Genomic DNA, 16,241 nt, shown 5'->3' with positions numbered 1-16,241 from the left:
TGTGCGGACCGGCGACGTTGCGGTTCGCGCGACGGCCGGGATGATGGCCAAGGCCGACGTCTCCGTATCACCTGCGTGCTGGCAATCGATATTGATGTCATATCCGGTCCGCGGCCGGCCAGACGCGCCTCCTATAGGCCTGAGTCCAGCAGGCTGGCTGCCGCCCCTGGCAAGCCTCCAATTGGCGAAATCGTGACTTGCGTTGTTTCGTCAAACAGTTCCGCAATCTCGCCCCAGCGTGCCAAGCGGTCATTGCTGATGCGTGCGATTACGGCCTCGAATGCGGCCCACATCTCCGGCGTAATCATTTCGTAGGAGTGGCCCCAGAAATAGAAAACGCCGCCTGTGCGGGCCTGTTCGTAGCGCGCCCACAGGTCCGGCGCCAGAAAGTGACAGCAGGGATGAAAGGCCATGGCGTTCTCCGGCGGGAAGGGGTACGCAACCTGGCGCGTGGTCCGTGCATAGGGGTGTCCGGTCTCGCGTACGGCGGCCATCGCGGCTTCGCTGTATGAGCCGAACGGATAAGCAAACCCGGACACCGGCTGTCCAAAAAACTGTTGCAGGCGGTCGCGACCTTCTGCCACCTCACGCCGCGCCGTCTCGATCGGGAGTTGTTCGAGTCGCGGATGCGTCAGGCTGTGGTTGGCGATCGTGAAGCCGTCATAGACGGCTTTCATGTCATCCCAGCCGAGCCGCGCGACCTCCGTGCCCCGGTGAATCCAGCCGGATTTTCGCTGCTTTTCGTGCAGGCCGGCGTTGAGGTTGAAGGTGGCCTTGGTCCCGTGCCGCCGAAGGATGTCGATCAGCCGCACGTCCGTCGTCACTCCGTCATCCCAGCATTGCACCACTGTCATGATATTGGGTTTCATTCTTCGGATACTTGTTCTCCCGAATGCTGGCGATGGCTGTTGCCGCTGACGGAATTATGGCGGTCTCTGGCCACCGTATCAACCACGACTCCTTTGCTCTCCTGTAGCAGCACCCACCATTCGTCCTGGCTCAGGCCGCCGGTTAACGACTTGGCCAGCAGATCAATGACGAATCCCTGTGGATCAGGCAATGCAGCAAGTTGCTCCGCCAACTGGTCGGGAAGTTCTAATGTCAGTTGCATGTTACCGCCACCTCTTGTCGTTGTGCGTAGGTCCGCCTTCAGGCCAATCCCGGCGTTGCGGGCCTAAAGTGCTTGCCTCGCGCACACAGCCGCACTAACCTGCGTTGCCATGGACGAGATCGCCACACCCCATGACGCCTTCTTCCGCGAGAGCTTCGGCCGCCGGGAGATTGCCTTGGATTTCCTGCGGCATCAGCTCCCCGCCGAGGTCCTCGCCGAGGTTGACCTGGGCACGCTGGAGATCTCTAAAGACACCTACGTCTCGACCGACCTGCGCTCCGCCTACTCCGACTTGGTCTATCGCCTGAGGTATCGCGACACGCGCTTGAACGTGTACCTGCTCTTCGAGCACAAGAGTAGCCCCGAGCACTGGACCTTGCTGCAACTGTTGCGCTACATCGCGGCCGAGGGCCAGGAGTATCGTAAGCAGCATCCCCATGCCCGTCGCCTCCCGCCGATCTACCCTTTGGTCATCTATCATGGCGAGCGGCACTGGCGCGCACCCCGGAGCTTTCACGAATTGGTCGCACCCCTGCCGTCGGCATTGGCCCCGTTCGTGCCGCAGTTCACCTACGCCCTGCACGATATTTCCGCCCGTACCGACGCCGAGATCAAGGGCGATGTGTTGACCCGTTTGGTCCAACTGGCCATGCGGTGGATCTTCAGCAAAGAACCCGTTGAACGGCTCAACGAACTGTTGACGCTGATCGAGCAGATACAAGACCGTGCCACCGCGCTGGAAATTCTTGAATCCTTGCTGCGCTATTATGTCTAGGGCACCCAGCGTGTGGAAGAGCGCGATGTCCGCGTGCTGCTGCAACAAACCTGGACCGGAGACCCGATTATGCAGACCTTCATCGATCGCTATATTGAGCAGGGCAGGCAACAGGGCATTGAGCTTGGAATCGAGCAGGGCCGGCAGGCAGGACGGCAGGAAGGTTGGCAGCAGGGCCGACAGCAGGGCGAGGCCGCGATGTTGCTGCGGCAGATCGAACGCAAGTTCGGTCTGACGAGCGAATCGGTGCGCGAACGGATCGTGACTGCGGACCCTGAGACCCTGTTGCAGTGGTCTGAGCGCATTCTCACGGCGGACAGCTTGGAGGCGGTGCTGCATTGAGGGCAGCACCAAGCCGGAACTACGTCGCTGATTTACTGGAGTAGACGCTCCAGGCCCGCTTCTGCGCCTGTCATTAGTCGCCGAATCATCCGAAAAGTCTGTCCGTCAACGCCGCCTTTGCTGTTACGCACCGGTAAGCTCTTGCCTCGTTCATAGTGGTCCATCCACATTCTGTCTAGTACCGCGGTGTCTACTACAAGGCCTGGGCGGAAATGGTCGGGGTTTGCTAAGTTTCCTAACGCGTATTCATTAGCGGGCCATAATGTTTCCGCGCGAACCCCTAGCGCGAGGGCGGTGGACTGGCGGTCTAGGATGGCGGAAATCTCGACGCGGCCCCCGAGATAAAGTACTCCGTTGTTGATTGAGGCAACATACAAGGTATCCCCTGAAGTCAATCCCCGGCGAGACATGAAATCGCTTGCTGCATAAGTGATATGTTTTTCTCCAAACGCTATGTCAGTCCGTTTCTTTTCCCATTGATTGCGCTTCCAGAGATATATCCAGTTGTTCTTGGGTGACATAGGTAAGGTCCTAGGCGAAGGCGTGTGGCCTGGCCGATCAAGATCGACGTTTATTCACGCCTTCAGCAGTTCGATAATCTGGCGCTTTGCGTCATCGAGCTTGTCGGGGTCCGTCTTTACCGATAGATTGTTGCGCGGCTTGCGTCCGAGGAAATAGGCGATCCGCTCGGCGTTGGCGCCGGATGGATGAGGGAGCCCCCGCAGGACCATGGCGGGGCGGATTCCGTGGGTCTGCGCGACCCAATCCAGTGCCAGGGTCGGCTTGGGTCCCAGCGGGATGACGATGGCGTGCGCCAATGTCTTGATGAGTGGGACGAGGTGTGATGTCAGCATCTTGGTCAACAGGGGGTGACGCGTCATGGTAGGCGCGCCATTGTAGTTCGCTCCGTTGACAAAAACCGGAAACACAAGGGCTGAGGCGGCCTGCAACCAATTGGCCTTTGCGTCGAACAGCGCTGCCGCGCTTTCGATGCCCAGGCGTCTCTGTAGGCCGACCGCATCAAGCATCTCAACCAAAGGTCCCCGCATCTTTCCACTGAACCCGGCAGCGCGTTGTACTCCCACCAGTGCCTCCTGATCCGAACACCCTTGCGCCAGGGCGGTTTGCGCGGACTCGATCGCATTTACAGCCTGGGTCAGTCCAGGAGTGATCCCGAGTAGAATCACTTTCGCATCGGGGTTCACATAATCGGATGGGACATAGTATATGGAGAGGTCGCCATCACGTTCAAGCAGGAACTCATTCGGCAAGACTTGGCCGGCGCCCTCTTGGCGGGTATTGCCTTTCTGATACCCGACGATTGCGGGACGAAAACGTGTGAACAGTTGCGTTGACATACTTGTTACTCATGTTGATGAACACGGTCTCGCGATCGATGTGATGGGCAAGGCATACCCCATCTCCAGAACCTGATGACGAAATCCCCGACGCAGACTAAAATCGCCATTCCCAGGAATCGGCTATACTAAACTCATGAGTCTGCTCCAAATACAATGAATACAACTTGGCGTGGAGGTCCTTGTCGATAATCGAAATGTCCACCAACTGTGGCTCAGGCGGCGCATCGAAGCCTTTGTCGTAGCGCAGTCCACCCTTGCTGGTCAATAAATACCTTGCATGGAACGACTGGTCGGAGTTTGTGCCGTCAACGAAATAAAAGAAGACGCGAAAGCCGCTCAAGGATCGGCGACTGAGGCGCTTCTCAAAGTTGTCGCGGGCGTTCGATCCGCCGTCCTTCGCGCAGTAATCTGCCTTTGTGTACACATGAAAAGTCTTGCACTTTCCGGCGTCCAGCGCCAGGTCTGCAAATCGGCAAAGAACGCTCGAGCAGCCAGGGCTCCCCGCGCGGAAATAGGGGTCAACGATCGCGGCATCTGAACTTTCATGGAGGAAGACCGCGCCGGCCTGGGCCAGATTCTCTGCACTGTTCATGCAGCGGATTTCGCGTGCCGTTTCAAAAAAATCCTCGTCTATGTCTCCGACTGGGGCAAATGCCAAGCCGCTGGGGGTCCTTGGTTTCTGCTCTTGGACGATGATCCGGTCGAATGCAGATGGCTCGGAGCGTTCGGCATTGGATATCCAATCAAGCGAACTGTCATAAGGCATCCGGGAAGATACCATCCGATCTTCTTTGTATTTCTTCAGCCTCTCCACAAACTTCATCCGCTCGACGTCGCCGACATCCAGCGAATCGAGTAGCACGCGGGACCAGGACTTCGGGAAGCGAACCAAGACCCGGCCTTGGGCGAAGCTGAGTTTTTCCATGACATAACGGAAATCCTCCCAACGGGTCAACGCGCTTGGCTGAACGGCAAATTTCTTAATCATCTTCGCCAAATAACTCCGCTTCGCGCTCGGCAAAGAAGCCTCGTGGCCATCGGTCAATGAACTCGCCGTCAGGTGATACCCGTAGATGCACGATGTCTGTGCCCTCAGTGGTTGGATTAAAATAGTAGAAAGCAACTTGGTCGGGTTCCAGTTGAAATTCCCGGTGTCTTATATCCGCCACGCTGGTCTCTCGGATGCGCCGCAGGAGCCTAAGGGCAAGGTATTCGCTATGGGACTCAATTACAAAGGAGGTTTCGCTGCTGTTGTATCGGCTGATAAAAAAGTCAGCAACCACGGTCTGAAGCGCCGGGTGCAGATGCAGTTCGGGTTGCTCGATAAAAAGTTGATTCTCCAAGAAGCCGGCGGTAAGAACCGGGACGAGTTGCGGAATACCGGCGCCCACATTGCTGACGCTCACCCGCTCGTTCAGTCCATCTTCATGCAGATCGATGAATGTGATACGGTCCGGAACAGTGGAGGTAGGTCGTTGCCGGTCTCCGGCTATCTCGCTTGAATCGCTGGCACCGGGCACGCGGACATCTGAATGAGAAGCGCAAATCCTGTATTTCAAATTCAGTCGTTGAGGCGCATTCAGCCAGTCGTTGACAAGGGTTATCAATGGTCGGGGTCGGTGGTCTTCGGAAAAAGTTAAGAGATACGTAAGCACTGGAATATAATTGTGTCCGCTGTTCGCGAGTTCTTTCCATGCCTGACTGCCGTCTTTCCATGACCATTGGGAATTATTCAGGTCAGCATATATTTGAAAACTATTTCCCTCAGGATTCTCGGAAAGGTGAGTTCGGTCTTTGTCGGTTGCAAGATTCTCTGAAAGGAAAGTCAGGTCTTTGTCGGTCGGCATTTTTCGGACAGGCCCAATGTGTGTGAACTCGAGTGCCGACGACGCGATGTAATGAAAGGGTATCATTATCAGACTGCGAATCACTGTGCGCATGAGCAATAAAATCACTTGGTCGGCGCTTGTTGGGTCGCGTGCGAGTCCGCCGTCTAGATCAAGAAAGCCGTTATCAAAATAGTGCCATAAGGAGATGCTGAGAATGTTCTCATCTGCATATATAGACTCGGGGTCTGTGCCGTATATGCGATCAAAGAGAGTTGGGAAACTCTCATTATGATCTTGCAAGTCTGTATTGACGATTTCGATGGCTGGATGGCAGAGGTTGAATTTCAGCGTGTCCTGCGTGATCGTGACTAATGGCGTCCCATCAATACTTATTTGAACGGGATAAGCGGATGGTCCGCGGCGCTTTCCGCGAAGCTCACCAGTATCGGAATCCCAACGATCGTCTGCGTAATTTACGGACCAGTCGACACGTATATCGAGTGGTAGGTTTTCGTTGCGAGGCGGGACGATGTGCAAGTAGGATGCAAGGCCCGGCAGGTTTTCGTGTAGCGTTCTAGCAAGCTCAGCGATGTGACCAGCGTTATTGATGTCGTAATAAGAGAATTTATAGAATTGCCCTGATAGTCCAATCGTCATTGTCTGAGTGTAATCATGATTACGCATCGCACGGAGCAAATCCTCGTTGTCCTTGAACGTCGCTTGACCATGCAAGCATAAGCGACCAACGAGATCGATCACTCCGTATACAGCGCTTTTTCCCGCAGAGTTCGGCCCATAGAGAATAGTAATAGGCGCCAGATTGATGTCGACCGGTCCGGCGATGGCGCGGAAATTCCGGATATGGACCTGGGTGAGGCGATTTTTCATGAAATGCGGGAGGATACGAAAGTTCGGTCGTTGGCGGGACGGGGTTCTTGTGCCTTGGGAGGGTATGGCCGGACCTCGTCGGGGCTGTATGATCGCTTTCCCCGAGCACCTGACAGACCAGGTTCCCGCGATGGGAGGCTTTATGCTGAAGCTTCTAGCTTAGGAAGCATGATGACGGGGCAGGCGCCCGACGTCACGGCTTTTCGCTCGGTCTGGCGCAGATTTCTGCACGACAAGGAGGGCAGGCGCGAATTATGGTTTGGCCTGGCAGAAATTCTCGAACAATCGCATGAGAGACGACTACGTGGAAATCACGCCGCCTCGAGCCGGACCTGAACACGCAGACCGAGCGCCGCCGCGATATTCACCAGAGCATCGAGCGAGAAGCGTGAGATGCGCCCCCGCAGCAGGTCATTCATGCGGGGCTGGGTCACCCCGCAACGCGTGGCTGCTTCGCTCTGGGTCCACCCGTGTTCTGTCACAATGGCGGTAATCTGGTCCATCAGTTCGGAGCGCAATTTCAGGTTTGCGGCCTCTGCGGGCGTATCGGCGATGGCATCCCACACACTAGCAAAGGTCTGAATGTCTTGTTCGTTGGTTGGGTTGCTCATTGCTCACCCCGTATCAGTCGAGCGAAACGCGCCTTGGCGATATCGATGTCGCGTTTGGCGGTGGTTTGGGTCTTTTTCTGGAATGCGTGAAGGACGTAGACGGCATCCGCCAGGCGCGCCGTGTAGATGACGCGAAAAGTGCCCGCCTCATCCCAGACTCGGATCTCCTCGACACCCTTGCCGATCGTCGGCATGGGTTTGAAGTCATCGGGAGGCAAGCCTCGCTGGACCAGGTCAAGTTGGCGCCCCGCGTCTTGCCGGGCATCGCGCGGAAAGGCCCGGAGGCATTTGAGGGCATCGCCCAGGAATCGCACCGGTTTCATGTGTCGGACTATATCCATTCCAATATACGAGTGCAAGGCGTCTTCGTTCAGAGTTATCCCGCGTCGCGAGTCTCCCGTCGCTCGGAAATTGCTGTTTACTCTTGCGGACAGCTTTCTTTTCTGTCCCCCCAAACGAGAACCGGCGCCCCCCGGATTGCTCCAGGACGCGCCGGTGAGGTCCCCCCCGACTGAGAACCTTAAAACGATCGTCAGCGGATGCGGATGCCCTCCAGCGCAGCCGTCAGATCGGACATCAGCACCTCGACCACCAGGTCCTTCGGGTCCATCTCATCGCTGCAGGAGGCGACCGCTCGCCGCACGGCCGCCAGCGCGGCACGGGCACACACGGCGGCGACCTCGGCCCCGCTGAAGCCGGCGCTGGCCTTGACCAGCGCGGCGACGTCGATGTCCCCGGTGACTGGCTTGCCCTTGAGATGGACCTTGAAGATCTCCTGACGCCCCTCGTCGTCCGGCAGGGGGATACGGATGATCTCATCGAAGCGCCCGGGCCGCAAGATGGCCGGGTCCAGCATGTCCGCCCGGTTGGTCGCTCCCAGCACCAGGACGCCGCGCAGGTCTTCGATGCCGTCCATCTCGGAAAGGAACTGACTCAGCACCCGTTCGCCGACCGGGTTGTCGCTGCCGCTGCCGCCACGGGCCGGGACCAGTGCATCGATTTCGTCGAAGAACATGATGCAGGGGGCGGCTTGGCGGGCCTTGTGGAAGATCTCGCGCACGCCGCGCTCGGACTCGCCTACGTATTTGGACATCAGGGCCGGACCCTTGACCGAGATGACGTTGACCTGGGTCTCATTGGCGACGGCCTTGGCCAGCATGGTCTTGCCGCAGCCGGGCGGGCCGTCCAGCAGGATGCCCTTGGGCGGGCGCACCCCGGCCTGCTCGAACAGGTGCGGGTACTTGAGCGGCCAGGTCACGGCCTCGCGCAGGAGCGCCTTGGTCTCGTGCAGGCCGCCGACGTCCTCCCACTTGACGTTGGGGATCTCGATGAAGAACTCGCGGACCGCGGACGGCTCTACCTCATGCAGTGCATCGCGGAAGTCGTCCATGCGCACTTCGAGTTGGGCCAGGCGCTCGTAGGGCACCGTGTCCAGACCCAGGTCCAACTCCGGCATCAGGCGGCGCAGGCAGCTCATCGCCGCCTCGCGGCACAGCCCCTGGAGGTCCGCGCCGACGAAGCCGTGGGTCACATCCGCCAGTTGGCGCATGCTGACGTCGTCGGCGAGCGGCATGCCGCGGCTGTGGATCTCCAGGATCTCCAAGCGCCCGTCACGGTCCGGGATGGGGATCTCGATCTCGCGGTCGAAGCGCCCGGGCCGACGCAGGGCCGGGTCGATGCTGTTAGGGATGTTGGTGGCGGCGATGACGATCAGGTTCTGGCGTGCGTTGAGCCCGTCCATGAGGGCCAGCAACTGGGCCACCACCCGCTTTTCCACCTCGCCCAGGGTCCCTTCGCGCTTGGGCGCAATCGCGTCGATCTCGTCCAGGAAGATGATGCTCGGCCCCTTGGCCGCCGCCTCCTGGAAGATCTTGCGCAGGTGCGCCTCGCTCTCTCCATAGAACTTGTGAATGATCTCCGGTCCGCTCACCGAGAAGAAGTTGGCCTCCGCCTCGGCGGCGATGGTACGGGCGATCAGGGTCTTGCCGCAGCCGGGCGGGCCGTACATCATCACGCCCTTGGGGGCGTCGATGCCGAGCCGGTCGAACAGCTCCGGATAGCGCAAGGGCAGTTCGATCATCTCGCGGATGCGCTGAAGCTGGGGCTTCAGGCCGCCGATGTCCTCGTAGGACACTGGATTGGGAGCGGAGGAGGCCGCCGCGCCCTTCTGGCCCTTGGGTCCGCTGATCACCAGTTGGGTGGTGGGATTGATGATGACGGTGCCGCGCGGGTTGGTGCCGACCACGCGGAAGTCCGTGGAGCGGCTGCCGAACAGCGTGACCCGCACGCGGTCGCCCTCGCGCACCGGCAGGCCGTCCAGGAGGCTGCCGATGTAGGGCAGGTCGCGCTCGCTGGGGGTGACGGTGGTGGGGGCCAGCGTGAGGCGCTCGGCGGGGCTGTGTTCCGTTACCCGCAGCATCACAAATTCGTCGAGCCCGGCCCCGGCATTGTCGCGGCTGATGCCGTCGAGCTGCACCCGGCCCTGACCGCGGATCTCTTTGAAGGCGGGCAGCACCTTGGCCACGGCCCGGCGCTTGCCCTCGATTTCCACGATGTCGCCGATGGCCACGCCCAAGCGGGCCATATCGGCCGGGTCCATGCGCGCGAAGGCGCGCCCCACGTCCTTGCTCAGGGCCTCGGAGACCTTCAGTCTCAATTCGCCGTGCTCACTCATTGCCTTACCCTTGTTTGGCATCGCCCGCGACCTTGGGGCACTTGATCTCCACCACCCCGTTGTTGCAGGTGATGGCCAGACCCTCGCTCGTGCAGTGGGCGGGGAGGACGATTTCCTTGTAATAGGAGCGCTCGCCCTTGCCGGCACGCAGGGTCAGGATATCCTCTGCCACCTCGGCGAGGACCTCGTTGGCGGCGATTCCGGGCATCTCGGCGACCAGCACCACCTGATCCGGCTCGTCGAAGATGTCGATGACGGGTTCCCGGACCTCTTGCACCACCGCCTTGCCCGTGACCTTGTCGCGCTTGATGTTGCCGAAGGGCTCCACCTTGACCTCATCGCGGTCGCCACCGATGCCGGAGCGTACGGTGAATCCATACATGCCATTGAATTTCTTTCCGTCCTTCCCCTCGAGCTCGAAGTTGCCCTCGCGCTTCATCTGCTCGCCCTTCTCGGCCAGTTCGCCAAGCTTCTCGACCAGTGTGGTGAGCCCGCCGAGAAAGCCTTCGACCGATCCTCTCTGGTTGCGACGGCTCGGGTTCCGACGGCTCGGGTTGCGACGGTTGTTACTGTGGTTGAACATGCTCGTTTACCTCTTGTGCGTTATTGGCCGCGAGCGGCCAGCCTGGCAAATGTCACCGACGCCGGGTCAGTCCAGGGCGTCCCTTGGTCGCCAAGGGCCCGTCCTCGGGCCGATGGGGCAAAATCGCGTCGACTCACCGCCCACCACGCTTACTTGCGGGCGCCGTCCTGCGGGTGGGCCACCGTGTCCGACCCAACCGGCATGCCCAGTGGATAGGCGACCTGGATATCCGGGTCCAGCCAGGGCGTGATGTCGTGGAGCATCCCCAGAAACAGGATGCCCAGTTCCCCGGGGGCCAGGGTCGCGTTGATGCGTTCGGCGATGAAGCGGTCGCGTGCCCTGAGCAGCTCGCGCGCTTGCAGTTGCAGGTCGTCGCGTCCCTCGCTGTCGAGGCCCCCGTGGTCCGGGCTCATCAGGCGCTTGGCCAGGTTGTATTCCTGGAGCAACAGGGGGGCGGACTCGGTGCCCATCAGCAGCGCGCCGCGGGTGTGCAGGCGCAGCAAGATCCGATGGTTGCGGCTGCCCTTATAGGTCATCTCCTTGACGATATCGAGCTCGTGCGCGCAGATCGGCAGGCCGTCCTGATAGAGCCGGGTGTGGGTGGGGTCAAGGTCCATGGCCTCGATCAGGCGCTCGATCTCGTTCCACATCTGCTCGACCGTGTGGACCCGCCGCCGCCATGCCTCCGCGCCCAGCGCGGTACTGGTCGCGGTCTGCACCGGCTTACCTAAGGCCCCCAGGTCCACGACACTGTGGATGACGGGGCAATAGATCAGGGTGCGCGAGGCGGTGAGCGCGGGGGAGGTCGTCTCCCGATCCGGTTCGGTGTTACCGGGCATGGGTGCTGGCCTACAGCGAGGCCGACTCCTCGGCCGCGGCGGTCTGCTTGAGCAGCAGCGACTCCAGTCGGGCCAAGCGATCCTCAAGCGCCGCGGTCTGCGACGTCGGGGCCAACGCGGGGGTGGCCGCGGGCGCGGGCAGGGCGCTGGTGGCGTCCTTGTTGGTCAGACCCTTGAACATGGCGTTGTCTGACCACCAGTCGATGCCCATCTCCTTCGCCTTGTCGACGGAGCAGATGACCAGTCGTAACTGGATGGTGAGCAACTCGATGTCCACCAACTTGATGCGGATGTCGCCCGCGATGACGATGCCCTTGTCCAGGACCCGCTCCAACAGGTCAGCGACGCTGGTGCTGTTGGTCGAGTGGGTGAGGGTGGCGCGTTGTACGGACATGGTTACGTCCTCAAAAAAGCTTTCCGAGCGGCCCGAGATCGAGGTTCAAGTCCTCTTCCTCAAGGTCGAATAGGCGGCGCAGGCGGTCGATCTCCTCGGTCTGACGCATCAGCGTCAGCCCGACCTGCTCGATCTCGTCGTCGCTCAGGTCGCCGCCGTCCATGCGCCGGATCGCCTGGCGCTCCAGCAGCACATGGAGCAATTTCACCAGGGTCAGCACTAACTGGCCGAGACCTTGCTGGACGCGCTGCGGATCAATATCGATGCGCCGACTGGTGGCGGCAACCTTGGTCTCCAGCAGATCTGCCAGCAGGTTGATCGGGCGCATGCTGTCGCTGGGCTCCGGCGCCGCGCTCGGCGGCAGTGCCGCCTGCGCCTTCACCGGCGCCGCCGTGGGGGTGTGGTGGAGTTCGCTCAGACTAGACATGACCGAACTCCCGCCGTGCGGTGGCCACCGAGGTGAGGACCAATTGCAGGCTGAGATAGAGCAGGTCGACATTGGCGACGGCGATGGTCAGTTCACCGGACACCACGGCACCCTTGTTCAGGATGCGGTCCAATGCCTCGCACAGGGAGACGCGCTGGAGTTCCTCGAAGGTCTCAGTGCTGTCATGGGTCTCACCGATCGCGAGCATCATGATTGCGTACCTCCCGGCTCAGAGCGATCGGGCAGAACGGTGCGGGACACATGCAATCCGTCGCCCTCGTCGTCGTCCTCTTCGTCATCCTCATCCTCTTCGTCATCCTCATCCTCATCCTCATCCTCATCGTCCTCGGAACCCTCGGCATCGGCTTGGGCATCCAGTGCGTCGAGATCATCAAGCAGTGACTGTTCCCGCTCGTCGAAGACCTCCTCGGTAATCTCGCCTTGCTCCAGCGAGATATACAGCGCGCTCAGGCTCGCCATGATCGCGTCGCGCCGCGAGCGTTGTTCTTCTCTGGCCGCATTCTCGATCTCGCGAAAGACCCAGAGAATTCCATTAATGGGAGCAGCCAGCAGGTCATCGACCAGCAACACGGAAAACCTCCACAGGGGGTGGCCGGCTGCCCGCGGGCGCCGGCCTGTATGTCATCTCGGCAGTCGCAGGGCGATCACAGGTGGATATCCATCTCCACGAAGTTATGGGGCGCCCAAGGCCCGTTGAAATCAAAGGCGTAGTTATTGTCGAAGGGGCGCGCCGCCAGCAGCACCGCCTGCTCGAAGCGGGCCGAATCGGACCGGTCCACCAGGCACGCCAGGTTCATGATCTCCCTTTCGGTGCGGCACTTGTTGCGTTTGATCTCTCGGCAACAGGTGCGCATCACGGCCTCCACTTGAGCGGTATAGTCCTCCCGGTCCTGCTCCAGCAGGCGCTCAAAGCTGCGCCCGAGCGTAATCATTTCGTCCTGGGTCAGGTTAGCGCCATCGCGGAAGTAGTCATCGCGCAGTTCCTGCAGCTCCGGGTGGACGCCGACGAAGAACTCGAAGATATTGGGGACATCCCAACTCACGCGCAGGCCCATCTCCACGCTATCGTTCACCCGCGCCAACTGGTCCAGGAAGGCCGCACGGTTGTCCTTGAGTATCCGCGTGATGGCCGCGTCATCGTCCGCCACCAGGCCGAAGGCGGCCGGCAGCGGGGTCAGGTCACGCAGCAGTTGCTTGAGCACCTCCTGGTGCGCGGCCATGTTCCGCCGTTGGGGGCGGATGCGCCCGCCGACCAAGTCACTGACGACCGCGGCGACGCGTCCGTCGCCAATGGTGTAGACCTCGCTGTCCTCGAGCCCGATGTCGCCCAGGCGACGAGGCCCCTGGTCCGGGATGATCGCGTAGATATAGCGCCCGACCGCCGCGGTCTGCGTGTTCGCCTCTTGCATTGCTTGACCTCTTGCTCAGGTGCCGGCTATGGGCAGTGCCTGGTTTTGACTGGCGTTTCGCCGGGCGCTGCCTTAACCGGGATTCGTGGGGCGTGCCTTGAGCGCCGCCGGGGCGGCCTTGGCGCCGGGGCCCGCGTCCATGCCGCGCAATTGCCCGGACTCGACGCGGATCATCATCAGACTCTTGCACACCGCACACCGCACCGGGCCCTGATAATCGTCATAGGCCTCGCTCAGATCAATGGTGTGACCACAGTACATACAGTGGATAATCATTATGTTACGCCTCCACCGGCGTCGGCTAGTAGCGGATTCTAACGGGTTCGGAGATGACTGCTTCGGTCCCTGGCGTCGGTTGATCGACGCGGGGCCGGGCGCGCCGCGGGTCAGGGCGCGATACGCCCCGTGACGATCGGGCGCTAGTGGACCGCGAACCGTCCGGCAAATCGCCGGGCATCGTCAGCGGGATAGACTCTACACCCAGACGGGCCAGCAGTAGCTCCTTTTCGACGTCGATCTCGGCACACCGGGCATCAATGTTGGTCACCCGAAGCATGGCGCTTTCCCGCTCCTGCATCCGCCGGTGGCGCTCGGTTTCAAGGGAAAACAATCGCATATACATCTTGTGGGGCGACATCAGGTCCGCGGCCTTGCCGGCGAGGGTCTTGATGTCGCGCACCGTGCGTGCCGGTTGGGTGGACTTGGGCATGCTCATTTCTCCGCGTCGATAGCCTTCGGGCGTCGCGACTTGCCGCTCAAGCGTGCGACGACTTCATCCACCGGCGATTCGCCCAAGCTGTTGCCGTCGCGGCGAACCTTCGCGGTGTCCATGTCAAGGATATCGCGGCAGATGTCGCGGAAAAAGAGGTTGTCGGCCCGGGCGCTGAACTTGCGGGTGGCCATCACCCGTGCGATGGCGATACAGGCGCGCAGCGTCGGGCGATGGTGGTTGACACTTTGGCCGCGCAACTCGCGCACGATATCCACCACGATGGCCGCCTCGCTCGCCGGCAGACCGGACTTGGCCTGGGTGACCTTGATCTCGGTTTCCCGGTCATAGTGACCGATCTTCATGGTGATCATGCGGTCCATCAGGGCATCCTGGGTCTTGTGGGTGCCTGCGTACTCCTCCGGGTTGGAGGTGAAGATCACCCGGAACTCGGGGTGGACCTGGAGGTAACCCGCGCCCTGATGGCGCCGGTTGGGCAGGTTCAGGATCCCCTCGCCCAAGATGCTGAGAAAGAGGTTGTTGACCTCCGGACGTGAGCGATTGAATTCGTCGTAGATCAGGGTCTCGCCGTTGATACAGGCGGTGGTGACCCGGTTGTCGATCCAGAAGGTCCGCACCTCCTCCTCGGTCTTGACCACTGAGTGGATGTAGTTGTCCACCAGGGTGTTGCGCCGGTAGCCGTTGTCCTGGCCGACCAGATCGGCCACGCCGAACTCGTCGTTGCCATGGATCAGCTTGACTGGGCGCCCACGTTTGGCCGCGGCGTGGAAGGCCAGCGTAGTCTTACCGGTGCCGGCGGGACCGGCCAGATGGACGGGGTAGCCGGCGTCGAGATACGCGGATGCGCGATCGGCCAAGTTTTCCACGAGGGGAGTGCAGACGAACTCCTCGCTGGCCTCGGGCTGCACGTTGTCACTATTCACCGCGGGAACCTCTAAGGCGTGTTCCAGGTTCTGGGCGCTCATCGATTCTTTCCTGGCATTAAGGGGAGGGGGCGCGGGGCATCGCGACTCGGCCGCAGGTCCCGCGTAATGGTTTGGTTGTTGATTTATTTGGTCCGCGTGCGTCCCAAGTCGGGGTCCGTCCCTGGACCAGCGAAGTGGGGGTCATAAGCGTCGAAGTCAACGGTTTTGCGGTCCCGTCGCGGCTCCGGACCCCCGCAGTTGCTAGTGCGGCGTGGACTCGTCACCCGTGGTAGGGGTGACTGGCCGCACTTCCTCCGTGGGTTTCTCGGTCGGTTTCTCGGCCGCCTTCACTGGCGCCTCAGCCTTGGCCTCGGCCTTGTGCCGGGCCTTCGGTGCCGGCTTGGCCGGTTCCGGCTCGACGGGGGCCTTGGCCCGGACCGGTGTCGGCGCGAGTGCCGGCTTTGCGGCGGGTGCGCCACGCCAGGCCTGGCGGCCAGCGCTACGCTCACCGGCATAGTCATTGACCAGTGCGACGGTCTGGCGCTGGATGTCAGCGACGGCCCCGACGATGTCAGAGACGAACGCCTGGCCAGCGGCCCGTACCTCAACCGCCATGACGCTGTGTGCGCGCCTGAAACCGTCTTGCAGGTCGGCGACTTCATCACGCAGTACCGCGGTGGACTGCGCCCGCTCGGTGCGGGCCTCAGCGGCAGACTGGGCGAGCGCTTCACGCACACTGGCCTGGCGGTTCGCCGCCGAAATGCGGATATCGGCTACCGCACTTCCGAGCCGGGCCAGGAATGCGTTGCGATCGGCACGCGCACCCTCGGCCATGTCGGCATGTGCTTCGCGGAAGTCGGCCTGCAGCGTTTCCACGCTGTTTTTCAGGTCACTGATGAATGCCTGTGCGGCCTCCGTGACTTCCTGGCGGGTGTCCGCGATCAGGGTTTGACGGGCGATGCGGTCCGACTCAATCTCGTCGCGCAGTCGCCCCATGTCTTCGGTAAAACGGCCCATTGCTTGCTCCTCGTAATCACGTTGCGGAAGGTCGACCTGGAGCAGGCGGGTCCCCGCGCAGCCGTAAGTCCGGGTTCGGCGCGGCTTGCCACCTGACCCGGCAAAAGATGCCGCTCAGGTTCGATGCTTCAGGCATCGGAGCGGCATCCCTTTGGAGCGAGAAGCTCGATCAGGCCGGAGCAGCCGCCGGGGCGGTGAGGCCAATGGCTTCCGCATACTTCAGGTAGGTCTCAACCGACGCAATGACCACACGGGCTTCGACGGCGAGCAGCTCGATACCGACCAGGGAGACCTTCAACCACGCATCAATCACGATGCCCTTGTC

23 protein-coding genes are annotated in these 16,241 nt (G+C 61.1%); 2 read left to right on the top strand and 21 right to left on the bottom strand.

Annotation, left to right across the window (positions count from 1 at the left end; translation table 11 throughout):
* Positions 1-131: 131 nt before the first annotated feature.
* Positions 132-869, bottom strand: a complete 738-nt coding sequence (locus tag QZY44_RS08975; protein ID WP_295445267.1) for a polysaccharide deacetylase family protein — start codon at positions 867-869, stop codon at positions 132-134.
* Entirely contained in the window at positions 866-1,111 is a 246-nt protein-coding gene (locus tag QZY44_RS08970; RefSeq protein WP_295445264.1) for a hypothetical protein, read from the bottom strand. Before QZY44_RS08970 ends, QZY44_RS08975 begins: the two co-directional genes overlap by 4 nt.
* A 109-nt stretch (positions 1,112-1,220) precedes the next feature.
* On the opposite strand from QZY44_RS08970, the gene QZY44_RS08965 reads away from it, so the two are divergent.
* Both QZY44_RS08965 and QZY44_RS08960 read left to right on the top strand, forming a co-directional pair.
* Positions 1,221-1,886, top strand: coding sequence for an Rpn family recombination-promoting nuclease/putative transposase (locus tag QZY44_RS08965; RefSeq protein WP_295445261.1), 666 nt, complete (start codon positions 1,221-1,223; stop codon positions 1,884-1,886).
* A gap of 69 nt (positions 1,887-1,955) precedes the next feature.
* The gene (locus QZY44_RS08960) at positions 1,956-2,228 is read left to right on the top strand and encodes a DUF4351 domain-containing protein (RefSeq protein WP_295445256.1); all 273 of its coding nucleotides are present in this window, start codon (positions 1,956-1,958) and stop codon (positions 2,226-2,228) included.
* 32 nt (positions 2,229-2,260) lie between these two features.
* On the opposite strand, the gene QZY44_RS08955 is transcribed toward QZY44_RS08960, so the two are convergent.
* From QZY44_RS08955 to gvpJ, 19 genes are all read right to left on the bottom strand, one after another.
* Positions 2,261-2,749 (bottom strand): hypothetical protein, encoded by a 489-nt coding sequence (locus tag QZY44_RS08955; protein ID WP_295445252.1) that lies wholly within the window; start codon positions 2,747-2,749, stop codon positions 2,261-2,263.
* Between the two features lie 54 nt (positions 2,750-2,803).
* On the bottom strand, positions 2,804-3,586 hold the full coding sequence (locus QZY44_RS08950; RefSeq protein WP_295445249.1) for a hypothetical protein: 783 nt from the start codon (positions 3,584-3,586) through the stop codon (positions 2,804-2,806).
* Positions 3,587-3,683: 97 nt separating this feature from the next.
* Positions 3,684-4,577 carry a hypothetical protein gene (locus tag QZY44_RS08945; protein WP_295445246.1) on the bottom strand — a complete coding sequence of 298 codons (894 nt, stop codon included), beginning with the start codon at positions 4,575-4,577 and terminating at the stop codon, positions 3,684-3,686.
* Positions 4,570-6,306 (bottom strand): AAA family ATPase, encoded by a 1,737-nt coding sequence (locus QZY44_RS08940; protein ID WP_295445243.1) that lies wholly within the window; start codon positions 6,304-6,306, stop codon positions 4,570-4,572. The genes QZY44_RS08945 and QZY44_RS08940 overlap by 8 nt, the downstream gene beginning before the upstream one ends.
* 311 nt (positions 6,307-6,617) lie before the next feature.
* Positions 6,618-6,917, bottom strand: coding sequence for an XRE family transcriptional regulator (locus tag QZY44_RS08935; protein WP_295445240.1), 300 nt, complete (start codon positions 6,915-6,917; stop codon positions 6,618-6,620).
* Entirely contained in the window at positions 6,914-7,240 is a 327-nt protein-coding gene (locus tag QZY44_RS08930) for a type II toxin-antitoxin system RelE/ParE family toxin (protein ID WP_295445237.1), read from the bottom strand. The genes QZY44_RS08935 and QZY44_RS08930 overlap by 4 nt, the downstream gene beginning before the upstream one ends.
* 209 nt (positions 7,241-7,449) lie before the next feature.
* Entirely contained in the window at positions 7,450-9,591 is a 2,142-nt protein-coding gene (locus tag QZY44_RS08925; protein WP_295445234.1) for a CDC48 family AAA ATPase, read from the bottom strand.
* Positions 9,592-9,595: 4 nt separating this feature from the next.
* A complete protein-coding gene (locus QZY44_RS08920; protein WP_295445231.1) occupies positions 9,596-10,174 on the bottom strand; it encodes an Hsp20/alpha crystallin family protein in 579 nt (192 codons plus the stop codon).
* 149 nt (positions 10,175-10,323) lie between these two features.
* A complete protein-coding gene (locus QZY44_RS08915) occupies positions 10,324-11,013 on the bottom strand; it encodes a hypothetical protein (RefSeq protein WP_295445229.1) in 690 nt (229 codons plus the stop codon).
* 10 nt (positions 11,014-11,023) lie between these two features.
* Positions 11,024-11,407, bottom strand: a complete 384-nt coding sequence (locus tag QZY44_RS08910) for a gas vesicle protein (RefSeq protein ID WP_295445227.1) — start codon at positions 11,405-11,407, stop codon at positions 11,024-11,026.
* A gap of 10 nt (positions 11,408-11,417) precedes the next feature.
* A complete protein-coding gene (locus QZY44_RS08905) occupies positions 11,418-11,834 on the bottom strand; it encodes a gas vesicle protein K (RefSeq protein ID WP_295445225.1) in 417 nt (138 codons plus the stop codon).
* Positions 11,827-12,045: a gas vesicle protein gene (locus tag QZY44_RS08900; RefSeq protein ID WP_295445221.1), complete on the bottom strand. Its 219-nt coding sequence runs from the start codon at positions 12,043-12,045 to the stop codon at positions 11,827-11,829. The genes QZY44_RS08905 and QZY44_RS08900 overlap by 8 nt, the downstream gene beginning before the upstream one ends.
* Positions 12,042-12,425, bottom strand: a complete 384-nt coding sequence (locus QZY44_RS08895; protein WP_295445218.1) for a gas vesicle protein GvpG — start codon at positions 12,423-12,425, stop codon at positions 12,042-12,044. Before QZY44_RS08895 ends, QZY44_RS08900 begins: the two co-directional genes overlap by 4 nt.
* Before the next feature lie 74 nt (positions 12,426-12,499).
* The gene (locus QZY44_RS08890; protein WP_295445216.1) at positions 12,500-13,264 is read right to left on the bottom strand and encodes a GvpL/GvpF family gas vesicle protein; all 765 of its coding nucleotides are present in this window, start codon (positions 13,262-13,264) and stop codon (positions 12,500-12,502) included.
* Positions 13,265-13,336: 72 nt separating this feature from the next.
* Positions 13,337-13,540, bottom strand: coding sequence for a hypothetical protein (locus tag QZY44_RS08885; protein WP_295445213.1), 204 nt, complete (start codon positions 13,538-13,540; stop codon positions 13,337-13,339).
* A gap of 25 nt (positions 13,541-13,565) precedes the next feature.
* Positions 13,566-13,973, bottom strand: a complete 408-nt coding sequence (locus QZY44_RS08880; RefSeq protein ID WP_295445210.1) for a hypothetical protein — start codon at positions 13,971-13,973, stop codon at positions 13,566-13,568.
* Positions 13,974-13,975: 2 nt separating this feature from the next.
* The gene (gene gvpN / locus QZY44_RS08875; RefSeq protein WP_295445207.1) at positions 13,976-14,959 is read right to left on the bottom strand and encodes a gas vesicle protein GvpN; all 984 of its coding nucleotides are present in this window, start codon (positions 14,957-14,959) and stop codon (positions 13,976-13,978) included.
* Between the two features lie 201 nt (positions 14,960-15,160).
* Entirely contained in the window at positions 15,161-15,916 is a 756-nt protein-coding gene (locus tag QZY44_RS08870) for a hypothetical protein (RefSeq protein WP_295445204.1), read from the bottom strand.
* Between the two features lie 169 nt (positions 15,917-16,085).
* Positions 16,086-16,241, bottom strand: a 156-nt coding sequence (gene gvpJ, locus QZY44_RS08865) for a gas vesicle protein GvpJ (RefSeq protein ID WP_365303770.1), incomplete at its 5' end; no start/stop codon positions are given.

Origin of the sequence: uncultured Thiodictyon sp. (genome assembly GCA_903837595.1) — a bacterium.
Classification (GTDB): domain Bacteria; phylum Pseudomonadota; class Gammaproteobacteria; order Chromatiales; family Chromatiaceae; genus Thiodictyon.
The sequence above is the reverse complement of the archived record's forward strand: the minus strand, read 5'-3'. Positions and strand labels throughout refer to the sequence as shown.

Excerpts from the sequence above, each read along its gene's own strand:
- QZY44_RS08975 (WP_295445267.1), bottom strand. The coding sequence starts at position 869 with ATGAAACCCAATATCATGACAGTGGTGCAATGCTGGGATGACGGAGTG.
- QZY44_RS08970 (WP_295445264.1), bottom strand. The coding sequence starts at position 1,111 with ATGCAACTGACATTAGAACTTCCCGACCAGTTGGCGGAGCAACTTGCT.
- QZY44_RS08965 (WP_295445261.1), top strand. The coding sequence starts at position 1,221 with ATGGACGAGATCGCCACACCCCATGACGCCTTCTTCCGCGAGAGCTTC.
- QZY44_RS08960 (WP_295445256.1), top strand. The coding sequence starts at position 1,956 with ATGCAGACCTTCATCGATCGCTATATTGAGCAGGGCAGGCAACAGGGC.
- QZY44_RS08955 (WP_295445252.1), bottom strand. The coding sequence starts at position 2,749 with ATGTCACCCAAGAACAACTGGATATATCTCTGGAAGCGCAATCAATGG.
- QZY44_RS08950 (WP_295445249.1), bottom strand. The coding sequence starts at position 3,586 with ATGTCAACGCAACTGTTCACACGTTTTCGTCCCGCAATCGTCGGGTAT.
- QZY44_RS08945 (WP_295445246.1), bottom strand. The coding sequence starts at position 4,577 with ATGATTAAGAAATTTGCCGTTCAGCCAAGCGCGTTGACCCGTTGGGAG.
- QZY44_RS08940 (WP_295445243.1), bottom strand. The coding sequence starts at position 6,306 with ATGAAAAATCGCCTCACCCAGGTCCATATCCGGAATTTCCGCGCCATC.
- QZY44_RS08935 (WP_295445240.1), bottom strand. The coding sequence starts at position 6,917 with ATGAGCAACCCAACCAACGAACAAGACATTCAGACCTTTGCTAGTGTG.
- QZY44_RS08930 (WP_295445237.1), bottom strand. The coding sequence starts at position 7,240 with ATGAAACCGGTGCGATTCCTGGGCGATGCCCTCAAATGCCTCCGGGCC.
- QZY44_RS08925 (WP_295445234.1), bottom strand. The coding sequence starts at position 9,591 with ATGAGTGAGCACGGCGAATTGAGACTGAAGGTCTCCGAGGCCCTGAGC.
- QZY44_RS08920 (WP_295445231.1), bottom strand. The coding sequence starts at position 10,174 with ATGTTCAACCACAGTAACAACCGTCGCAACCCGAGCCGTCGGAACCCG.
- QZY44_RS08915 (WP_295445229.1), bottom strand. The coding sequence starts at position 11,013 with ATGCCCGGTAACACCGAACCGGATCGGGAGACGACCTCCCCCGCGCTC.
- QZY44_RS08910 (WP_295445227.1), bottom strand. The coding sequence starts at position 11,407 with ATGTCCGTACAACGCGCCACCCTCACCCACTCGACCAACAGCACCAGC.
- QZY44_RS08905 (WP_295445225.1), bottom strand. The coding sequence starts at position 11,834 with ATGTCTAGTCTGAGCGAACTCCACCACACCCCCACGGCGGCGCCGGTG.
- QZY44_RS08900 (WP_295445221.1), bottom strand. The coding sequence starts at position 12,045 with ATGATGCTCGCGATCGGTGAGACCCATGACAGCACTGAGACCTTCGAG.
- QZY44_RS08890 (WP_295445216.1), bottom strand. The coding sequence starts at position 13,264 with ATGCAAGAGGCGAACACGCAGACCGCGGCGGTCGGGCGCTATATCTAC.
- QZY44_RS08885 (WP_295445213.1), bottom strand. The coding sequence starts at position 13,540 with ATGATTATCCACTGTATGTACTGTGGTCACACCATTGATCTGAGCGAG.
- QZY44_RS08880 (WP_295445210.1), bottom strand. The coding sequence starts at position 13,973 with ATGCCCAAGTCCACCCAACCGGCACGCACGGTGCGCGACATCAAGACC.
- gvpN (WP_295445207.1), bottom strand. The coding sequence starts at position 14,959 with ATGAGCGCCCAGAACCTGGAACACGCCTTAGAGGTTCCCGCGGTGAAT.
- QZY44_RS08870 (WP_295445204.1), bottom strand. The coding sequence starts at position 15,916 with ATGGGCCGTTTTACCGAAGACATGGGGCGACTGCGCGACGAGATTGAG.